Annotated in this window: 16 protein-coding genes; 12 read left to right on the top strand and 4 right to left on the bottom strand. The window is 48.3% G+C overall.

Going from position 1 to position 20,419, the window contains the following annotated elements:
- Positions 1–34: 34 nt before the first annotated feature.
- Entirely contained in the window at positions 35–1,219 is a 1,185-nt protein-coding gene (locus RCO25_RS00580; RefSeq protein ID WP_308994212.1) for a transglutaminase domain-containing protein, read from the top strand.
- Positions 1,220–1,535: 316 nt separating this feature from the next.
- On the opposite strand, the gene RCO25_RS00585 is transcribed toward RCO25_RS00580, so the two are convergent.
- The gene (locus tag RCO25_RS00585) at positions 1,536–2,690 is read right to left on the bottom strand and encodes a virulence factor (protein ID WP_308994213.1); all 1,155 of its coding nucleotides are present in this window, start codon (positions 2,688–2,690) and stop codon (positions 1,536–1,538) included.
- Between the two features lie 267 nt (positions 2,691–2,957).
- On the opposite strand from RCO25_RS00585, the gene RCO25_RS00590 reads away from it, so the two are divergent.
- From RCO25_RS00590 to RCO25_RS00625, 8 genes are all read left to right on the top strand, one after another.
- Complete coding sequence (locus tag RCO25_RS00590; RefSeq protein WP_308994214.1) at positions 2,958–4,061, top strand: MBL fold metallo-hydrolase; 1,104 nt, start codon at positions 2,958–2,960, stop codon at positions 4,059–4,061.
- A gap of 215 nt (positions 4,062–4,276) precedes the next feature.
- Positions 4,277–5,344 (top strand): Gfo/Idh/MocA family protein, encoded by a 1,068-nt coding sequence (locus tag RCO25_RS00595; protein WP_308994215.1) that lies wholly within the window; start codon positions 4,277–4,279, stop codon positions 5,342–5,344.
- Between the two features lie 236 nt (positions 5,345–5,580).
- Positions 5,581–7,200: an ABC-F family ATP-binding cassette domain-containing protein gene (locus RCO25_RS00600; protein WP_308994216.1), complete on the top strand. Its 1,620-nt coding sequence runs from the start codon at positions 5,581–5,583 to the stop codon at positions 7,198–7,200.
- Between the two features lie 273 nt (positions 7,201–7,473).
- Positions 7,474–8,478, top strand: coding sequence for a LacI family DNA-binding transcriptional regulator (locus RCO25_RS00605; RefSeq protein WP_308994217.1), 1,005 nt, complete (start codon positions 7,474–7,476; stop codon positions 8,476–8,478).
- A gap of 302 nt (positions 8,479–8,780) precedes the next feature.
- Positions 8,781–10,178, top strand: coding sequence for an ABC transporter substrate-binding protein (locus tag RCO25_RS00610; protein WP_308994218.1), 1,398 nt, complete (start codon positions 8,781–8,783; stop codon positions 10,176–10,178).
- A 207-nt stretch (positions 10,179–10,385) separates the two neighbouring features.
- Positions 10,386–11,468, top strand: a complete 1,083-nt coding sequence (locus RCO25_RS00615) for a carbohydrate ABC transporter permease (RefSeq protein ID WP_308994219.1) — start codon at positions 10,386–10,388, stop codon at positions 11,466–11,468.
- A 1-nt stretch (position 11,469) separates the two neighbouring features.
- Entirely contained in the window at positions 11,470–12,561 is a 1,092-nt protein-coding gene (locus RCO25_RS00620) for a carbohydrate ABC transporter permease (RefSeq protein WP_308994220.1), read from the top strand.
- A 109-nt stretch (positions 12,562–12,670) separates the two neighbouring features.
- A complete protein-coding gene (locus RCO25_RS00625) occupies positions 12,671–14,338 on the top strand; it encodes a glycoside hydrolase family 13 protein (protein ID WP_308994221.1) in 1,668 nt (555 codons plus the stop codon).
- A 190-nt stretch (positions 14,339–14,528) separates the two neighbouring features.
- Here RCO25_RS00625 and RCO25_RS00630 read toward each other — a convergent pair whose 3' ends face one another.
- The 3 genes from RCO25_RS00630 to RCO25_RS00640 are packed head-to-tail and all read right to left on the bottom strand — an operon-like array spanning position 14,529 to position 17,457.
- A complete protein-coding gene (locus tag RCO25_RS00630; RefSeq protein WP_308994222.1) occupies positions 14,529–15,347 on the bottom strand; it encodes an ABC transporter ATP-binding protein in 819 nt (272 codons plus the stop codon).
- Between the two features lie 54 nt (positions 15,348–15,401).
- Positions 15,402–16,448 (bottom strand): FecCD family ABC transporter permease, encoded by a 1,047-nt coding sequence (locus RCO25_RS00635; RefSeq protein WP_308994223.1) that lies wholly within the window; start codon positions 16,446–16,448, stop codon positions 15,402–15,404.
- Position 16,449: 1 nt separating this feature from the next.
- Positions 16,450–17,457, bottom strand: coding sequence for a FecCD family ABC transporter permease (locus RCO25_RS00640; RefSeq protein ID WP_308994224.1), 1,008 nt, complete (start codon positions 17,455–17,457; stop codon positions 16,450–16,452).
- A 240-nt stretch (positions 17,458–17,697) separates the two neighbouring features.
- Between RCO25_RS00640 and RCO25_RS00645 the strand changes: the two genes are divergently transcribed.
- From RCO25_RS00645 to RCO25_RS00655, 3 genes are all read left to right on the top strand, one after another.
- Complete coding sequence (locus RCO25_RS00645; RefSeq protein ID WP_308994225.1) at positions 17,698–18,696, top strand: ABC transporter substrate-binding protein; 999 nt, start codon at positions 17,698–17,700, stop codon at positions 18,694–18,696.
- Positions 18,697–18,845: 149 nt separating this feature from the next.
- Entirely contained in the window at positions 18,846–19,172 is a 327-nt protein-coding gene (locus RCO25_RS00650; protein ID WP_308994226.1) for an L-rhamnose mutarotase, read from the top strand.
- A gap of 215 nt (positions 19,173–19,387) precedes the next feature.
- Positions 19,388–20,305 (top strand): cation diffusion facilitator family transporter, encoded by a 918-nt coding sequence (locus tag RCO25_RS00655; protein ID WP_308994463.1) that lies wholly within the window; start codon positions 19,388–19,390, stop codon positions 20,303–20,305.
- The last annotated feature ends 114 nt before the right edge of the window (positions 20,306–20,419 follow it).

Genomic DNA, 20,419 nt, shown 5'->3' on the forward strand with positions numbered 1-20,419 from the left:
TTGATTACATAGCTGTAAAACGTAGGAGGTTCGAATGCATAGAGTAGGATCCAAACTGATGGTGGTAGTTGTCATAATAGCTGCAGCGTACTTCCTGGACTTAAAGCTGGATTTTTTTCCCGCTGCGACAGAGACGGAAGAGGTGACCGCTATGGATGAGACGAATAAGCTGGAGCGGCTGGAGCAAGAAATCGCTAAGCAGTTCCAAGCACGGTCCGAGCGTTTCTCGGTAACGTACACAGGGGACAAGCAGGAGCTTTCGAGCAAGATGACGGAAATCATTCGTTTAGCCCTCGGGCATGACGACTACACAGCCTACATCCTTGAATCCTACATCTATACGATTCGAAGCTGGGGAAATAAATCGACCATTGCTCTAGAAGCCAGATACCGCGAGACGCTAGAGCAGACTGCTGCGGTAGACCAGGTGGTTGCCAAAGTACTGCAGGAGATTATCGAGCCGGGAATGAACGGCCATGAGAAAATTAAAGCGATCCATGATTGGATTGTAAGCCATGTGGAATATGATCAGTCGCTGACTCATTATACGGCTTATAACGCGGTAACCTTGGGCGAGGCCGTGTGTCAGGGCTATGCGCTGCTCGGCTATAAGATGCTGAAGGACGCGGGTCTGACGGTATTAATTGCGGAGGGTACGGTGAATACGGGGGAGCATGCGTGGAATATGGTACAGCTGGACGGCGCATGGTACCATTTGGATTTCACTTGGGATGATCCGGTCAGCGCTAAGACAGCAGGCAAGGAAGCGCAGGAGAAAGCTGCTGCGACGGGCGAGAGTACGATAAGATACAATTACTACCTGCGGACGGACGAAGAGCTGCGGGCGGATCATCAATGGACTAAGTCGTATCCCGCGGCGAAGGTTTCTTATGCGGATACGATACGCGAACTTGAACAGCAGGGCTCTGCGTCTGAGCGCAATCGCTTCAGCAAGCTTAAGCTTGCCATAGGCTTGCACTGGCTTGATCCGGAATACACCGTGTCGAGCGCGGAGCAGCTAAACCAAGTTATTCAGACGGCGCTGGAATCAAAGACGGCCAGCTTGGCGTTTCGTTTTGAGGAAGGCGATCAATTTCCAGCAGCGCTCAAGGCAGCCTTCAAGCGTGTAAACGTGGCCGTAGGTTACCGGGCAAGCTATGAGCCATACGCGGGAGACGATTCGCTGCTTGTCCGCCTGCAGCTGGAATATGCGAAGTAGAGCTGAATAAGCAAATGGAAGAGGCGCAGAAATGCGCCTCTTTGTTTAAAATATAAGAAAGTATAAAATTCAACCTTATACGTTGCTTATATTTCACCGCGAAACGAGCTTTTGCCGCCAAGGACGGCGTCAGCCGTTTACGCTTGATTTATAAGAATTTATAAGTTTTCCCTCATAAATCTGCTTAGATATCACCGCAAAACGATTGTTTCTGCAGCAGAGGAAGGGAACTGCCGTTTACGCTGGTGATTAGCATGCTTCAAACACAAAAAGTGGGTGCAGCTCTGCACCCACTTTTATACGTATGGTAAGCGGTCTACTGCTCGTTGTTTCTCGCAGCCGTCATTTGCTGCCAAACAGAGCCGGCGGCTTCCTCGCCGCGTTCAATCCTCTCAAGCGCCATTTGGGCTTGAAGCTGAATTTCGAACTCGCTGTCCTTCGCTGCTTCCCGCAGCGCCTCGATGGCCGTCTCGTCGCCAGCCTCGTAGAGAAAGCGGGCTGCACGCCAGCGGACAAGCTTGTTCTTGTCGCGCAGGGATTCAATCATCGGCCCTATAGCAGCAGGGTCACCATGGTCCGATAGCGTATCGCCGGCAGTCCGTCTCACGGACGTAGACGAGTCACGCAGCGCAATGAATAAATAAGGCAGAGCTTCAGGCAATCGCAGATCGCCGAGATAAATGACAGCCAGCCTTCGAATCGAAGTGTTCTCATCCTGGATTGCCTTGGCAAGCAAAGGTAATCCTTCAACGGAGGAAACGTACCGCTCAAGCGCAGCATAACGTACCTGCCAATCGGTTGAGGCGAATTGCTCCTCTGCCTCTTCGAGGGTTAGCGGAGCCGGCCTTACAACCGCCGGCGCAGCTCCCTCTTCTAAACCGGACTGGCCTTGTTCGATAGCTGCTTGAACGAGCGTTTCTAATCGTTCGCTCGGATAGGAGGCCTCGAGCTCGCGTACGATCTCAGCCGCGATCTCCTCGGGCTCGCCGTATCGGACGCCGAATTCCTCCAGCTTGCGCTCACGGATCATGCCAGAGCCGGCTGCAAGACTAACAGCCTCTCCAAACTGCGCTGGAAGCGCCGAGCGAGCTTCGGTATCTCCCATGCGTACGCGTACTTGCATGGGAATCCCGCGATACATTTGAACCAGTACCTGCGCTTCGCCATAGCTGGTTGATGGTCCTTTGCTTCCAGTCTGTTCACCGTCAGCATTATCCTTCTGCAGCAATTGTCCGGCTTCGGCCAAAATAGCGGCCCAATCCGCACCGGGCTTGCGGTCAAGCGCAATAAAATCAGCGGTGCGGAACAAGCTTCGCACGCCTTTGATTTGAAGCAGCTGCCGGAGCAACTCTGGCGCATCGCTTGCTTCGCTGGTTTTATAAGTAAGCCTGCGTCCGCGCGGCAGCATCTCATCGACGTTCAGCTTCATGGAGTTAGGACTCGGCGTGGGCTCTATAGAAATTAGTTTCATAAGGAAACCTCCTGAATTGATAATGGGGTAAATGAAAATTTCCAACTTTTAAGTAACATTTGCTGCGTCGAAAGCGTAGTCTTATGTGTAAAACTTATATAACCAAGTGTACCTGATTTTAAGTTGGGATGCTAACGATGGAACGGAAGGCTGACTCGGTTTATTTTGCAATATGAGTTTTTTACGTATAAATAACATATTTGCATTGTAAGCTGTCGGCTTGGTATCTTATAAAAACAACGGAATTTTGCGAGGAGGGATGGACGGTTGAGGTTAAAACGATTTGCAAACATAGATCCTATCGAGCAGCACACATCGCTTAAGCAATTCAAGAGATGGCGTCAAGAGCGCATTCGCAGGCAAAGAATGAAGGATTATTCATTCACCGTTCCGAATGTCGAACCTGATATCGCATATCTGGAGGATAACCGAAAGTGGCCTTCCATCACTTGGGTGGGCCACTCGACCTTTTTCATACAATTCGGCGGGTTGAATATTATAACGGACCCTGTTTGGTCCACCCAAATGGCATTCCAAAAAAGACTTTCTCCGCCGGGCATTCCCATTGAGGATGTGCCGCCGATCGATGTTGTCCTTATATCTCATTCCCATTATGATCATCTAAATATAAATTCGCTGCGCAGGCTGGTCGGTTCCAGGCATTTGCTTGTGCCGGCGGGACTTGGCGCAAAGCTTAGGAAAAAGGGCTTCTTTCGTATCCATGAGCTGCATTGGTGGGAATCCGTTATGTTAAACGGGGTCAAATTCACCTTCGTGCCTTCTCAGCATTCCACTAGGCGCAATCCCTGGGATTCGAATAGCTCGCATTGGGGCGGCTTCGTCATTGAACGCCCGGCTTCGCGCAGCGGAAAGCTTGCAGGCCGCGTTAGCGGATTGGCTGCAGAGGATAAAAGAGCTGGCGATTCGGAGGTCCGAGCACAGATCGCAAGCACGGCAGAACCGGCTTCGGAGCGTCTGCATCCGTTTTTCAACGAGCGGGGCCAAGCAGAACGGCCAATCGTATCTGATTTTCCTACGATCTATTTTGCCGGAGACAGCGGCTACTTCCAAGGCTTTAAAGAGATCGGACGACGCTATCCCATTGACGTCGCGCTTCTGCCGATCGGTGCATACGAGCCGGAATGGTTCATGGCGCCGCAGCATATTACGCCAGAGCAAGCGCTCCAGGCATTCGAGGATCTGGATGCCAAATGGTTCGTGCCCATGCATTATGGCGCTTTCAAGCTAGCCGATGATACGCCTCGCGAAGCGCTCGACCGGCTGGAGGCAGAACGCAGAAAACGCGGAATCCCGGATGAGCAGATTCTTATATTGCCGCACGGGGAGACCTGGCGTTTGTCGGGAAAATAACAAACGCGGACAAATGCGCGCCAAATTCGCACAATGACGGCAGTGGGCGAATTAGGTATACTGGTTTAGAGTATATTTCGGAAAATGATTACGAAGCGAGGTTTGCATGGGCAAATCTATGCTTAATCTTACGAGGCAAGGTTTGCATGCGCAAACCTAAGCTTAATCTTACGAAGAGAGGTTTGCATACGCAAACCTTGAAGGAGGAGCAATAAATGAATCAAGCTAACATACGTCTAGGCGTGATCGGCGCAGGCGCGATCGGCAGCATCCACATGCAGACGTTCAATAAGGTGGAAGGCATCGACGTCGTAGCAGTTACGGATGTGTACCTTCCGCTTGCCGAGCAGCGCGCCGCGGAGCATGGGATTCAGACGGTTCATGTAAGCCCGCAAGCGCTGCTTGAGGATCCGTCTATCGATGCTGTTGTCATCGGTGTACCGAATAACTACCATGCGGCACTTGCGATAGAAGCGCTTAAGCATGGCAAGCATGTTCTTCTCGAGAAGCCTATGGCCATTAATTCGGATGCTGCACGCGAGATCGTAGACATAGTCGAGAAATCCGGCAAAATTTTGATGATGTCGCATCAAATGCGCTGGACAGGTTTGAGCCGGGCGCTTAAGCAGCGTATCGACAACGGTGACGTAGGTCAAGTCTATAACGCGAAGGCGGGCTGGTTCCGCAAGAAAGGCATACCTGGCTGGGGTTCTTGGTTCACTCGCAAGGATCAATCCGGCGGAGGACCGCTTATTGATATCGGCGTTCATATGCTTGACCTGTCCCTTTACTTAATGGGCAACCCGAAGCCGGTATCCGTTTACGGTACCACTTATGCGGAATTTGGACCCAATCGCCAAGGAATCGGAAATTGGGGAACACCGAATTGGGACGGATACTATGACGTAGAAGATCTTGCTTCAGCTTTAATCAAGCTTGATAACGGAGCGACATTGTCACTTGAAGTAAGCTGGGCGGCGCATGCGGCATTTTTGTCGGAGGAGCCTTTTATCCATTTGATGGGAACACAAGGCGGTGTAGGTATGGTGGGCAACTACGGCAAGTACGTCACGCATGCCGAAACCGGCGTTGCTGAAATCGATATCGAGCCGCTTGACGGGGAAGAGGATCGGATTCTTATGAGCCGGCACTTCGTTGAGTGCATCCGCGAGGGTAAGCAGCCGATTACCTCGGCGCTTTCGGGCTATACGAATAATCGCATTCTTGACGCCATCTATGAATCCTCCCGCACAGGCAATGAAGTTAAGCTGAACTGGGATTAAGGCAGCAGCTTTACGATAGTGTGCGAAATCATAAGCCTTCCCTAAAGCATTGACGGCCTGTTGATTGCTTAGGGAAGGTTTTTGTGCATACCCATTATGAAAAAAATAATAGCTTTCTTGCAGCGCAGCTTGCCTATCAGGCGGGAGCAAGGGAAAAGAAGGTTCGGTTTCAGCGGATACTGTGGTATAATAGTTCGAGATAAAGTGATTTTGTAGTGAAGGACGGGATTAAACGAATGATTAGCACAAGTGGCATAACGCTCCGTTACGGGAAGCGGGCGCTTTTTGAAGATGTAAGCATTAAGTTCACGCCAGGTAACTGTTACGGCTTGATCGGCGCTAACGGCGCAGGTAAATCGACCTTTCTAAAAATATTATCCGGTGAAGTAGAACAATCGCACGGAGAAGTGCATATAACGCCGGGCGAACGGCTAGCCGTTCTAAAGCAGAACCATTATGAATATGATGAGTCCGTTGTTCTCGAAACGGTTATGATGGGGCACAAGCGCCTTTACGAAGTAATGAAGGAGAAGGACGCCTTGTATGCTAAAGCGGACTTCACCGATGAGGACGGCATGCGTGCCGGCGAGCTTGAAGCGGATTTCGCTGACATGAACGGCTGGGAAGCAGAGTCGGAAGCGGCAGAGATGCTTAACGGCCTTGGTATTACACCTGATCTGCATGACAAGAAAATGGCAGAGCTAAGCGGCAATGAGAAGGTTCGCGTTTTGCTTGCGCAAGCATTGTTCGGCGCACCGAACATTCTATTGCTCGATGAGCCTACCAACCACTTGGACATCGAGTCGATCCGTTGGCTGGAAGATTTCCTTGCTGATTATCAGGGCACGGTTATCGTTGTCAGCCATGACAGGCATTTCCTGAATACCGTATGTACGCATATCGCGGATATCGACTTCGGTAAAATCCAAATGTATGTAGGTAACTACGACTTCTGGTACGAATCCAGCCAGCTTGCCTTGCAGCTGATGCGCGGAGAGAACAAGAAGAAGGAAGACAAAATCAAAGAGCTTCAAGCGTTTATTCAACGTTTTAGCGCGAATAAATCGAAAGCGAAACAAGCAACGTCAAGACAAAAGCTGCTTGAGAAAATTTCGCTTGACGATATTCGGCCGTCAAATCGTAAATATCCGTTTATCCTCTTCAAAGGGGAGCGCGAAGCGGGCAAGCAGCTGCTGCTCGTTGACGGCTTGACTAAATCAATCGATGGCGAGAAAGTGATCGACAATCTGACGATCGCGCTTAATAAAGGTGATAAGGTCGCTTTTGTTGGCCCGAACAGCTTGCCTAAAACCTTGCTTTTCCAACTGCTTGTTGGCGAAGTTGAGGCGGATGCAGGCAGCTACTCATGGGGCGTAACAACGTCTCAGGCTTATTTCCCGAAAGACAACTCGCCTTATTTTGACGGGGTAGATTTGAATTTGGTGGAATGGCTTCGTCAATATTCGAAGGATCCGGATGAAACTTTCATCCGCGGCTTCCTTGGCCGTATGCTTTTCTCAGGCGATGACGCGATGAAGAAAGCCAGCGTATTGTCAGGGGGCGAGAAGGTTCGCTGCATGCTCTCCAAGATGATGCTTGAGGGCGCAAACGTATTTATTCTCGACGAGCCAACGAATCACTTGGATCTTGAATCCATTACGGCACTTAATAACGGTTTGACAGATACGGATTGCACCGTTCTGTTCACCTCGCATGACCATCAGTTCGTTCAAACGATCGCTAACCGCATCGTTGAGATTACGCCAAACGGCGTGATTGACCGGATGATGACCTATGACGAGTACCTGGAAAGCGCTGAAGTAAAAGCACTTCGTGAGCGTATGTACGCAGTATAATCCAAGAATTTATAAGAGCGTCCGGTTGTAAGGGGAAACCTTGCGGCTGGTCGCTCTTTTTATTTTGAAGTTAATGAACATTAATAGCCGGGATAGGAAGAGGACTGGCAGTAGGAATTTATGGTTGCAAAGCATGCGGATTAGGATTATACTATCGTTGAAAAGGTTTTCAGAAAAGCTTTTCAGAATGCGCTTTCAAAAATAAAAACATATAAATCGAGTATACTAGTTCAGGATCCATACATCCTCGTTCAGCAAGAAAGGCGTGCAGCTATGAAATCAACCATACGTGATGTCGCAAAATACGCAAATGTATCCATTAGCACGGTTTCCCGGGTTATGAATGCTCCGGATACGGTAGTGGAGGAAAAGCGTGCGAAAGTATTAGAAGCCATCGAAGCGCTTCAATACCAGCCGAATGGATTTGCGAGAGGGTTAATTTATAAAAAATCTGATACCCTCGGCGTGATGATCCCGGATATTGAGAACCCTTATTATGCCGGCTTAATTCGCGGGATGCAGGATGCTGCTGTGATGCTTAATCATAGTCTTATGATTTGCAATACGGATCGCGATAAGAAACGGACCATTGCGTATGTGCAAAATTTTTTCGAGAAGCAAGTAGATGGCATCATCTTTGCGAGCGACTCTTTGCACGTGGAATATTACGAGGAAATGCAGCGATACCGACTTCCCTTCGTGCTTGCCTCAACCAATGCGCCGGAATATGATATCCCTTCCGTGGACATTGATGATGAACAAGGAGCATACGAAGCGGTTAAGTATTTATTGGAATCGGGTCATCGCCAAATCGGCATGATTAGTTTTCCATTAGGTGAAACCATCTCCGGCGTGCCGCGCTACTCTGGTTACAAGAGAGCCCTGAGCGAGTTTGGAATAACGACTGACGAGGCAGATGTCGAGTTTGCAGAACATCGGTTTGAACATGCGTATGACGCGGCAGAGCGCCTTTTATCACGTGATCGGGAGTTTACGGCCATCTTTGCAGCATCCGATGAATTTGCAATGGGAGTCATCTCTTATTTACGGGAACATGGAAAATCGGTGCCTGACGATATGTCTGTTATCGGCTTTGACAATATTCGCATGGCGCAGATGTTCATTCCGAAGCTCACAACGATTGACCAGCCTACCTATGATATCGGATATCGCTCCGTTCAGAAACTGCATGAGCTCATAACGACTGGCGAAGTAGCTGAACTTAGAGAAAAGCTTCCGCATCATTTGATCGTGCGGGAATCAACCAAGACCAAATAAGCAAGAAGCAAAGGACAGTCTTTTATTGATATAAAGAACCGTCTAAAGATCCAGTGGCAAGGAAAGCTTTCAATAACGAAAGCTATTTTCCTTGTTTCTGAAAAGCTTTTCAGAATGAATATAAGCGATTACTTATCGGGACGTAATGATTAGGAATACGTGTGGGCATAAAAAGAGCCTGATTTGGCATTTTAAAGGGGGTGATGACACAATACGAATGCTTACTTTTTTCGGATGTTTCGAAAGGGTCATGAAGGTGTAAGGTAATTACTGAATTACTTAAATATGAAAGGATGAGGTCTATGTTCTCGAAAAAAACAAAGAAAGCAATGCCTGCCTTTATTTTAATGTTAGTCGTTGCGATGACGATTACGGCTTGCGGCGGGAAAAATAATACAAATAACGGGGCTAATGCACCTACTGATAAACCAGAAACAACGGCCGAAGGCGGAAATGCCGGAGCAGCTGGCGACAGTGCGCTGGCTCAGGCGTTGAATGGAGATTTCAAAGGTAAAAAAGTAACGATGTTCGGTCCGTTCACGGATGCGGATGAAGTGAAGTTTAACGAAAGCATCAAAGCATTCGAGGAGAAATCCGGCATCGATATTGCTTATGAAGGATCAAAAGAATTTGAAGCTACAATCTCTGTTCGCGTGAACGGCGGCAACGCGCCTGATATTGGGGATTTCCCGCAGCCGGGTTTGCTGAAAGGGTTTGTTAACGCCGGTAAGGTTATTGATGTGAAATCTTTCCTTAGCGATGAGTACTTGAAGACGCAATACAATCAAAGCTGGCTCGACATGGCAACCATGAAGGGCGCTAGCGGTGACGTTATGGCAGGAATATGGGCGCGAAGCAGCGTGAAAAGCTTAGTATGGTACAACAAAAAGGCTTTTGCTGATGCGGGATATACGGTGCCAAAAACTTGGACGGAGCTTATGACTTTAACGGATCAGATCGCAAAGGACGGGGATCCGGCCTGGAGTATCGGTATCGAGAGCGGTACAGCTACAGGCTGGCCTGCAACCGACTGGATGGAGGATATCATGCTCCGTACGACGACACCGGAAAACTATGACAAATGGGTATCCGGCGAGCTTCCTTTCACAGATCCGGTAGTCAAAAATGCTGCAGAAAAAATGGCTGAGATTTGGTTTAACGAAGACTATGTATATGGAGGACGTAAATCCATTGCTACAACCTCATTTGGGGATGCCGTAAAACCGCTATTCGATAATCCGCCAAAAGCTTGGCTTCACCGTCAAGCGGGCTTTATCACAAGCTTCTTCCCGGAAGGTTTGACAGCTGACGATTATGATTGGTTCCCATTGCCTGCGATTGATGAGCAATATGGCCAACCTGCGCTGATCTCGGGCGATATCTATGCCATGTTCAATGATCGTCCAGAGGTACGTGCGGTAATGGAGTTCTTCTCGACAGGAGAATCGTTGAAAACATGGATTCAAACTGGCGGCGTAACGGCGCCAATGAACGATGCAGATCCTTCCTGGTATCCGAATGATCAAGAGCGCAGAATGGCTGAGTTTGTGAAAACGGCCGATACGATACGTTTTGACGGTTCCGACTTAATGCCGGGCGCTGTCGGTGCAGGAACATTCTGGAAAGGTATGACAGACTGGGTAAGCGGAACGGTAGATCTAGATACGGCCTTGAAAGAAATCCAAGCCGGCTGGAAGTAATAAGTGCTAAAAGGATCTTGAGGGGCTGTTAGCCGGATGGCGAAAGCCCCTTGATCATCTAAAATCTGTCGTGGTAAGCACATGCTTACGAAGTAAGGTTTGCTTCACAAACCTAAGCCTATGCTTACGAAGTAAGGTTTGCTTCACAAACCTAAGCACATGCTTACGAAGTAAGGTTTGCTTCACAAACCTTTGAGGAGGATTCATATGGAACTACAGGCTAGGAAAGGCAATGCTCTGCGTCTACTGTTGATATCCGTGCTGGTGCCAGTTTTGAATATTGCCGTTCACGGGTGCATTTTTTTGTTCTTTCGCGATTCTAGCTTGCCGCCCGTACTCAATGCGATATTAGCTGTCCTATGGGGAGCGCTAGGCATTTATTCGATTTACTACTCCTTTAACTGGGTAGTCGAACAATATCCGGATCAATGGAAGCGAAGAATATTGCCTTTTGTATTTGTTGGTCCAGCAGTGCTGCTGCTTGGCTGGCTGTTAGTTTTTCCAACGCTGCGGACGCTATATTTAAGCTTTTTTGATGCAGGTTCGGTTAACTTCGTAGGCTTCGCCAACTATGTTGCCGTATTTACAGATCGGCTGCTCATTATGGCGCTTCGCAATAATCTGCTGTGGGTATTTTTTGGTACGTTAGCCTGCGTAAGCTTGGGCCTGCTTATTGCTATTCTGGCTGACCGAAGCAGCTTCGAGAAGTTGGCTAAGGGGCTCATCTTTATGCCGATGGCTATCTCATTCGTTGCCGCAGGCGTCATTTGGAAGTTTATTTATTACTACCAGCCAGGCAATGAACAAATTGGTCTGCTTAACGCGATCGTCGTAAAATTCGGAGGGGAGCCGCAGGCTTGGCTCAGTATGATTCAACCCTGGAACAACCTGTTTCTGATCGTCATTCTGATTTGGATGCAAACGGGCTTTGCAATGGTGATATTCTCAGCAGCGATTAAGAGCATTCCGGAGGATACGCTGGAGGCTGCCCGGATGGATGGCGCAGGCGAAGTCCGGATTTTCTTCAAAATCATGATCCCTTACATTGCAGGCACGCTGCTGTCGGTGACAACGACGATCATTGTTTTTACGCTGAAAATATTCGATGTGGTTATGATCATGACAGGCGGACAATATGAGACGGATGTTGTAGCCACGCAGTTCTACCGTCAGCTCTTTATGTACCAAAATGCAGGCTACGGTTCGACCTTAGCGATTGTATTGCTAATAGCGGTCATTCCGGTCATTATCATCAACCTGCGTCAGTTCCGCAGAGAGGGGGGCTTCTAAGATGAGCAAGAACAAAAAAATTCGCAAGTCCAAATGGCTCGTGAATACGGTGCTCGCCATCATCTGTCTCATCTGGACGATCCCGACGCTCGGTCTGCTCGTTTCTTCGTTCAGGCCTGCCGCTGACATTTTGTCAACGGGCTGGTGGAATATTTTACCGCATCGTGATTGGCAAACCTCTGAGCAAATTCAGCTGCCCAAAGATACCGATCTTCGCGAGCCGATTAAGGTGAACGATGTTACCTATTCGGATGATCAGCTGCGAGCAGGTGTAGAGGTTGGCGGAGAGCGGCTGATTTGGGAGAACCGGCGAGCTCGGCTCTTGAATGTCCAAGATAAGCAGTGGACGGTCATTTCCCGTTTTACGACTCAGAACTACGAGACGGTGCTTGGAGGGAAAACCTACTCCATCACGATGCCGGACGGCACGACAAAAACAGAGAAGGGCAGCGGGATGTCGCGTTCCTTCTGGAATACGATTGCAGTTACCGTTCCAGCGACCGTTATTCCGATCTTTATTGCTTCCTTTGCCGCTTATGCTTTTGCATGGCTTCGCTTCCCGGGCAGGAAGACGCTGTTTGTTATCGTCATTGCTTTGCTGGTTGTTCCGCTGCAGGTGGCGCTTATTCCGATTTTGCGTGACTATACGTCGCTAGGTCTTAATGGGACTTATTTTGGCATATGGCTCGCGCATACCGCATTTGGGTTGCCTCTGATTACTTATTTTATGTACACTTCAATCAGCCAGCTCCCGAAGGATTTGTTTGAATCGGCGTTTATGGACGGGGCAACGAACTTTACGATCTTTAGCAAGCTGATTTTGCCGCTGTCCGTTCCAGCGCTTGCTTCGATCAGCATCTTTCAGTTTTTATGGGTATGGAATGATTACTTGGTATCGCTTATTTTCCTCGGCAGCCAGCCGGAGGTACAAGTTTTGTCCATGAACATCGCGAATATGGTCGGTTCGAGAGGGAACGATTGGCATCTGCTTACAGCTGCCGCATTCGTATCGATGCTGATGCCTTTTGCCGTATTTTTCGGATTGCAAAGATATTTTGTTCGAGGCATGTTAGGCGGTTCGATCAAGGGCTAGAGTAAGATTATATCGCAGGAAACGAATGGCGCAGCGCTTGGACCGGTGTCCGGGCATGCGCCATTACCGTATAGACAAAAGATGTTCGACGAGTAAAGGAGAGAGCGACATGGAGGTAAAGCCGGCTTGGTGGAAGGAATCGGTCGTATATCAGGTTTATTGGCGGAGCTTTCGAGATACGGATGGGGACGGAATCGGTGATCTAAAAGGCGTGATTGAGAAGCTGGATTATATTCAATCGCTCGGTGTAACGATGGTATGGATTAATCCGTTTAATGAATCGCCGGATAAGGATAACGGCTACGACGTATCCGATTATTATGCGGTAATGAATAAGGCCGGCACAATGGAGGACTTTGATTTATTGGTGGCGCAGACCCATGCGCGTGGGATGAAGCTGATGATGGATGTCGTCGTAAACCATACCTCGGATCGCCATCCGTGGTTTATGGAATCGCGCTCATCGGCCAGCAATCCGAAGAGAGATTGGTATATTTGGCAGGATGGAAAGGACGGCGAACCGCCAACGAATTGGCGCTCCTATTTCAATCCGTCAAGCTGGGAGTTGGATAAGGCAACAGGGCAATATTATATGCATTCCTTCGCGATCGAGCAGCCTGATCTGAATTGGGCGAATAAAGAGATGCGGTATGAATTATACAAAATGCTGCGCTTCTGGCTTGATAAGGGAGTGGACGGCCTACGGCTTGATGCCCTGGCACTGCTGGCAAAGCCGAAGCTGTTGACGGATGTGGAGAACCCCCGCGATATTCGATATTTGATGCATAATCCTGGACTTCATGAATATTTACAAGAGATGAACCATGAGGTTTTTAGGCACTATGATATGATGACCGTCGGTGAAATTGCCTTCGCTACGCCAGAGACAGGCCCCTTGTTCGTTGATGAGGAGCGTCAAGAGCTGAATACACTGTTCCATTTCGAGGTTGCCGATGAAATGCCGGAGTGGGATATGCTGCGTTTCAAGCGAATTCAACGATTGTGGGCAGAAGCGCTGGCAGGCCGCGGATTTGGCTCACAATTTCTGAACAACCATGATCATACGAGGCAGGTATCGCGCTTTGGCAATGATCAAGAGTACCGGGTGGAATCAGCTAAGCTGCTTGGCATGATGATACATACGCTCCCGGGTATCCCCTATATCTATCAGGGAGAAGAGATCGGAATGACTGGCGTAAGGTATGATACGATCGGTGATTACAAGGATATCGCTATGCTTAATAAATATGTCGAAGAGATCGGCAAAGGAGGAGATCCGGCAGCGGTGTTCCGCGCTTTGCAGCCCCTTAGTCGGGATAACTCCAGAACTCCGATGCAGTGGAATGACGGTCCAAATGCAGGCTTTGGCAGTGAGGAGCCTTGGATTAAGATTAATCCGAATTATACGGAAATCAATGTACAGCAGGCGGAAAGTGATCCGAATTCCGTCTTGTCGTTTTACAGAAAACTTACAGCACTGCGTAAAAGCAATCCGGTTATGGTCTATGGAGATTTCACTGATATCAGCGGAGAAGATCCTCATCTTTATGTTTATGTACGCGAATATGAGGGATCGGAATGGATTGTGCTGTTGAACCACAGCAACGAGTCGAGTACGTTTACTTTTTCGGAGACGTATTTCGGCAATGATTTGATTCACTTGGAGCTTGAGCTGGTGCTGGGCACCTATGAGCAGACAGCTGACAGCTGGAGCTGTGAGAAGCGAAGCATGGAGTTAAGGGCGCATGAGGGAAGGATTTATAAGGTTGTTTCCTAGCATACCCGGTCAAGCGTATAAGGAAAACAAAGAAAGAGCCTGCTCCGTTATGAGACAGGCTCTTTCTTAATATATAAGAATTTATAAGTTTTCACTTATAAATGTGCTTATATATCACCGCGAAACGTCAGCTTTTGCCACAGAGGACGGCGACAGCCGTTTACGCTTGTTGGAATGAGACCGCAGGAATTCACGAATACATGATTTCTTTAGCAATCGGCAGCTTTCTGCCCTTTCCGTATGGTATGCAGAGCGGCGTACCGAAGATCGGGTCAGCTGTAATTTGGCATTCCATATCGAAGACGTCACGGATAAGCTGTTCATTCATGATTGCCTCCGGACTTCCTTGCGCGTGAATGCGGCCGTCTTTTACGGCAACGATATGATCCGCGTAACGGCAAGCGAGATTAATATCATGCAGCACCATTACGATTGTGCGTTTCTCTTGCTCGTTTAATTCGAACAACAAATCAAGTATTTCAATCTGATGTGCCATGTCGAGATACGTTGTAGGCTCATCCAGCAAAATGGTGGGTGTATTTTGCGCCAGGGTCATCGCGATCCAAGCACGCTGGCGCTGACCGCCGGAGAGCGAGTCCACCGAACGGGAGGACAGCTCGTCCATATGCGTTACCGCAAGCGCCTTTTTCACCATCTTCTCATCCTCGTGCGACCATTGCTGAAGCCAGCTTTGGTAAGGATAGCGTCCTTGCTTCACAAGCTGATGGACGGTTAACCCCTCAGGAGCGATAGGGCCCTGCGGCAGGATGGCGAGCCGTCTAGCGATTTCCTTGCTCGAGAGCTTGGCAATTTCAGTGCCGTCAAGCAAAATAGAGCCTTCCTGCGGTTTTAAGAGGCGCGCAAGGGAACGAAGCAGCGTCGATTTGCCGCAGCCGTTACTGCCAATGAACACCGTAATTTTTCCCGAAGGAATAAGTAAATCTAGATGATTGAAAATCTCCTTTTGTCCGTAAGACAAAGTAAGGTTTTTCGCTTGAATGGAGGACACGAGAAGCACTCCTTCTGTTTTCAAATTTATTTTAAGTGAATGCCCCAGCGACAGTTACGACCCGTTGCGGTGACGATAAAGCAAATAGATAAAAAAGGGTGCTCCGATCGCCGCTGTAAATACGCCGGCGGGAATATCGAGCGGAATAAAGGCTACTCTTGCCACAAGATCAGATAATAATAACACGAGAGAGCCAATGAGAGCAGAAACCGGGATAACGCCTCCGTAGGAGGGGCCAACAAGCTTGCGTGCAATATGCGGAGCCATTAGGCCGATAAAATTGATTGCACCTCCGATGGAAACCGCTGCCCCTGCAAGCGCTACGCTGATGATGAGTAAAATGGTCCGTTTAACCTGCACGGAACTGCCGACGCTCGTAGCAACCTCGTCACCAAGCTCCTGCACATTAAGATGCCGGGCATAAATAAGTGCAATTGGAAAAAGCACGATAATCCAAGGAAGCAAGGCTTTCACATCTCTTTCCCAGGAGACGCCGTATATGCTGCCTGTCATAAACGTGAAGGCTTTGACGGCGACGGCAGTAGGTGTAAAGGATGACGTTAAGATGAGCATATAAGTAAAGGCTGTTAACGCAGTAGCCATACCGATGCCGATTAGCACGAGCCGAAGCGGCGTGATGCCTTTGCGGTAAGCAAACAAATAGATAAGGAACGCGGCGCCGAATGCGCCTAGAATAGCGCTCAGCGGCATGAAGCGAATGCTGATATGCGAGAAGTACAAGATGAATATGACAGTGCCTAATGAAGCTCCTCCTGTTATGCCAATGATGTCCGGAGAGGTCAGCGGGTTGCGTACGATACCCTGAAGCAAAGCGCCGGATACGGCGAGAGCCGAGCCTACCATTACGGCAATCAAGACCCGCGGCATTCGAAGCGAGAAGATAATCATCGAATCAGAAGAATCCGCGCTCCCAAAAAACGCGCGTATTACAGTAAAAGGGCTGATCGTTTTGCTCCCAAGTCCTACGCAAATGATGACCGCGGCCAAATTAGCGAGAAATAATAAAATAACCATCATGACGGTGCGGCGGTCTACTTGAAATGAATGTCTGCGGCCTCTAATGGTAATCCATTTATTCATATTAGGCACGGCCTCCTCTTCTGGCGATAAAGACGAAGAAAGGAACGCCAATGATAGCCGTCATAATCCCAACTGGAACTTCCTTCGGAAATGAAATATACCGTGATCCGATATCGGCTGCCAGCAGCAGAACGCTGCCATACACTGCGCAATAAGGAATAACCCAGCGATAGTCGATGCCGACCAAATAGTGCATCAGGTGAGGAATGATAATGCCTACGAAAGCAATTGGACCGGCCATAGATACCGAGCCTCCCGCAAGTAAAACGATAACGATTCCCGCGGCTAGTTTAATATAGACTGTTTTTTGCCCAAGCCCGACGGCTACGTCTTCTCCAAGCGTAAGCACATTCATATGTCTGGCAAGGATGAAGGCACCGATCAAGGCGATCCCCATATAGGGAGCAGCAGCTGTGAATATATGCAAATCCCGACCGGCGACCGAACCAACAAACCAATATAGCACCTGATCGAAAGTTTGTCCGCTCGTAAGCAGAACACCTAATGAAAGGGAAGAAAAGAACGCGGTTAATGCTGCTCCTGCAAGCGTAACCTTAAGCGGTGTCAAGCCGTCATTGCCGATGGATCCCAACGTATAGACAAGGGCCGCTGTAAAAGCAGCGCCGATGAAGGCAAGTGTCGCATATGTCGTTAAACCGCTAGCTCCGAAAAAAGCCGAGCCGATTACAATGAAAAAGGCAGCTCCTGCATTAATGCCGAATAGACTGGGTGAAGCCAGCTGATTTCGTGTTATGCCTTGCATTAGCGATCCGGCAACAGCCAGGCCTGCCCCTGCTGCGGCAGCGATAAGCGCACGCGGCATCCTCGCTGTCTGAATAATAAGATGCTCCTGCGAGCCATCGAATGCCCGATACGAAGCCAAGATGGTCCGCCAGCTGATATTGGTCACTCCGAAAGCGATGCTGCAAACGATACCCGCGGCAAAGAGAAGCAGTCCCACGATAAGCCCTGCCGTTCTTTGAGCACGAGTATGTAATAATGTATCCATAATGTCCTCTTTCCTCAGTTGCAAGAATGATGAAATATTTCTTAAATTGTTACATGTGCTAACGCTAAAGTATCGTCGAATAATAGGATTACTACTACAACATTTTAGGGGATCGCTTTAACACTGTCAATGATGTTGAAAATCATTATCAATAATTGTTGACATTCTCTTGAGTCGCTGGTATAGTTTCGTTTGGGATAACAATGAGAATGATTTTCAACACAAGGGAGAGAAAACACAATGTATCATTTATTAAAGAAGAAATTAACTTGGACAGCAACCACGGTATTGCTTGCGCTAGCCGTAGTCGTATCGGGATGCGGTCAATCCGGGTCAAACAATAGCAATGAAAATGCTGCTGCAACAAATGAAGCGGGAGCGTCGAACACGGCGGAAGCAAGAGTCATCACACATGCAATGGGCGAGGCCAAAATTGAAGGAACGCCTGAGCGTATTGTCGTCTTGACGAATGAAGGAACGGAAGCTCTTCTTGCACTTGGCGTTAAGCCGGTTGGTGCCGTAAAATCATGGACAGGAGAGCCGTGGTACGAGCATATAAAAGCGGATATGGAAGGCGTAACTGTAGTAGGTGAAGAGAGTCAGCCGAACATGGAGCTAATCGCGAGCCTTAAGCCAGATCTTATTATCGGTAATAAATTGCGCCAAGAAAAAGTATACGATCAGCTAAATGCTATCGCGCCTACCGTCTTTTCTGAAACGCTGCGCGGTGCATGGCAGTCTAACTTCAAATTGTACGCGGACGCTATTGGCAAAAAGACGGAAGGTGACAAAGTCATTGCTGACTATGACAGCCGTGCTGCCGACTTTAAAAGCAAAGCAGGCGATAAGCTGAACCAAAAGGTTTCGGTCGTTCGTTTTATGGCAGGAAAAACCCGGATTTACTTAGAAGATACCTTTACGGGTATTGCTTTCTCGAAGCTAGGCATTACTCGTCCGGTTAGTCAGAAGTACAAAGATACCTTTGTTGAAGAAATTACGAAGGAACGCCTTCCTGAAGTCGACGCGGATATGCTTTTCTACTTCACTTACGAGACCGGTGACGGCAAAGGAACGGAAATGGAAGAAGAAATGCTGAAGGACCCGCTATGGCAAAGCCTTCAAGTCGTGAAGAACAATAAAGCGATTAGAGTCAGCGATGCGATTTGGAATACAGCTGGCGGTGTAATAGCTGCAAATCTAATGCTTGATGAGATTTATAAAATTTATGAAATCAACTAACAGAGATAAGAATGAACAGTCGGATAGGTATCCGGCTGTTTTTTTTGTGAACGGGGTTCCCCGCTTAGACTCGGTAATATTAACCAAAAAAGTACACGCTTATGCTATAATCATGCAATAAGAAGCGGCATGAAAGGTGGTTTTCTAAAATGACTGGCAGCAATAAATTTGCATGGACTTGGACGATTAAAGAGGAATGTCTTGATGAGTATGTCCGCATGCACGGTAAGCCGTGGCAGGAAATTATGGAGGAGCACAGCAAGGCGGGTATCCGCAACTATTCCATTTTTCAAAATGGTAACCAGTTTTTCTATTGCTTCGAATGCGATGATGTTGAGGCGGCATTTGCCTACATTGCAGGCAGCGAGGCTTGCGGGCGTTGGAATGCCATTACGTCGAAAATGGTGCAGGGCTCCTTTGATTTCCAAGAAGCTGAGCCAATTAAGCGAATGAATGAAATATTTTTCTTAGCATAGCCTTGGACCTATGAACGCTCTAGACCTTTGTCTAGAGCGTTTTATTTTGTATGCCCAAGCTTGAGCGGCGCAGTGAATTGTTGCGTCAATGCATAAAAGTACGCACCTGGTAAACACTGTTTCTCTAGACCCACACGGGGTCGTTCGGGTATGATACCCATAGGTTACGAGAGCTTGAAAATACATACGCTTTTACGCTTGGGAGGGTATTGAAACTGAATCAGTATGATGAGATTAAACAGGGCGAGAAGGGTGCCTGGGTTAGTATCGGCGCCTACTTGGCGTTATCTGCGCTGAAGCTCGGTGCTGGCTACTGGTTTGTGTCGGGGGCTCTCGTTGCAGACGGCTTTAACAACTTGACGGATATCGTCGCATCGGCAGCCGTATTGATTGGCTTGCGCATCTCGCAAAAACCGCCGGATAAGGATCATCCTTATGGCCATTTCCGCGCGGAGACGATAGCTGCGCTTATTGCTTCCTTCATTATGGCGACGGTGGGCATTCAAGTTCTGATCAGCGCAGTAAAATCATTGTTTGCTTCGGATCATCATATACCGAATTTAACCTCGGCATGGATCGCATTGTTCGCGGCAGTTTGTATGGGCGGCGTTTATATTTATAATAAGAAGCTGGCTCTTCGCATTAACAATCAAGCCTTGCTGGCTGCCGCTAAAGATAATTTATCGGATGCGCTTGTCAGTATCGGCGCGGCAATTGGTATTATAGGTGCTCAGTTTGGGCTTCCGTGGCTGGATCCTGTTGCTGCGCTTGCAGTAGGGGCAATTATTTGTAAAACGGCGTGGGAGATCTTCTATAGCTCTACACATGCGTTAACGGATGGTTTCGATGAAAACGAGCTATCCTCGCTGCGCACGACAATTGCCAAAACAAAAGGTGTTAAAACAATAAAGGATATTAAGGCCAGAGTTCATGGAAGCCATGTGCTTGTGGATGTGATTGTTCAGGTTGATCCCGAACTGACGCTTATTGAAAGTCACCGCATCAGCGACGAGATTGAACATCTAATGGGCCGGAAGCACAATATAATGAGTGTTCATGTTCATGTTGAACCTCATGAGCTCGTTGAAAATATTGAAATCATTACGACTGAAAGCATTGAAAACAATCGGTAATTGTTACCAATGGAATTCGTGTGAATTTTTGGTGAATATAAAGTCCCGTTTTGTTGTTTGGAGCTAAAGACCCAATCATGTGAGGGAATACTTAAATAATCTTAGAAACATCGT

Source organism: Paenibacillus sp. LHD-38, assembly GCF_031157315.1.
Classification (GTDB): domain Bacteria; phylum Bacillota; class Bacilli; order Paenibacillales; family Paenibacillaceae; genus Pristimantibacillus.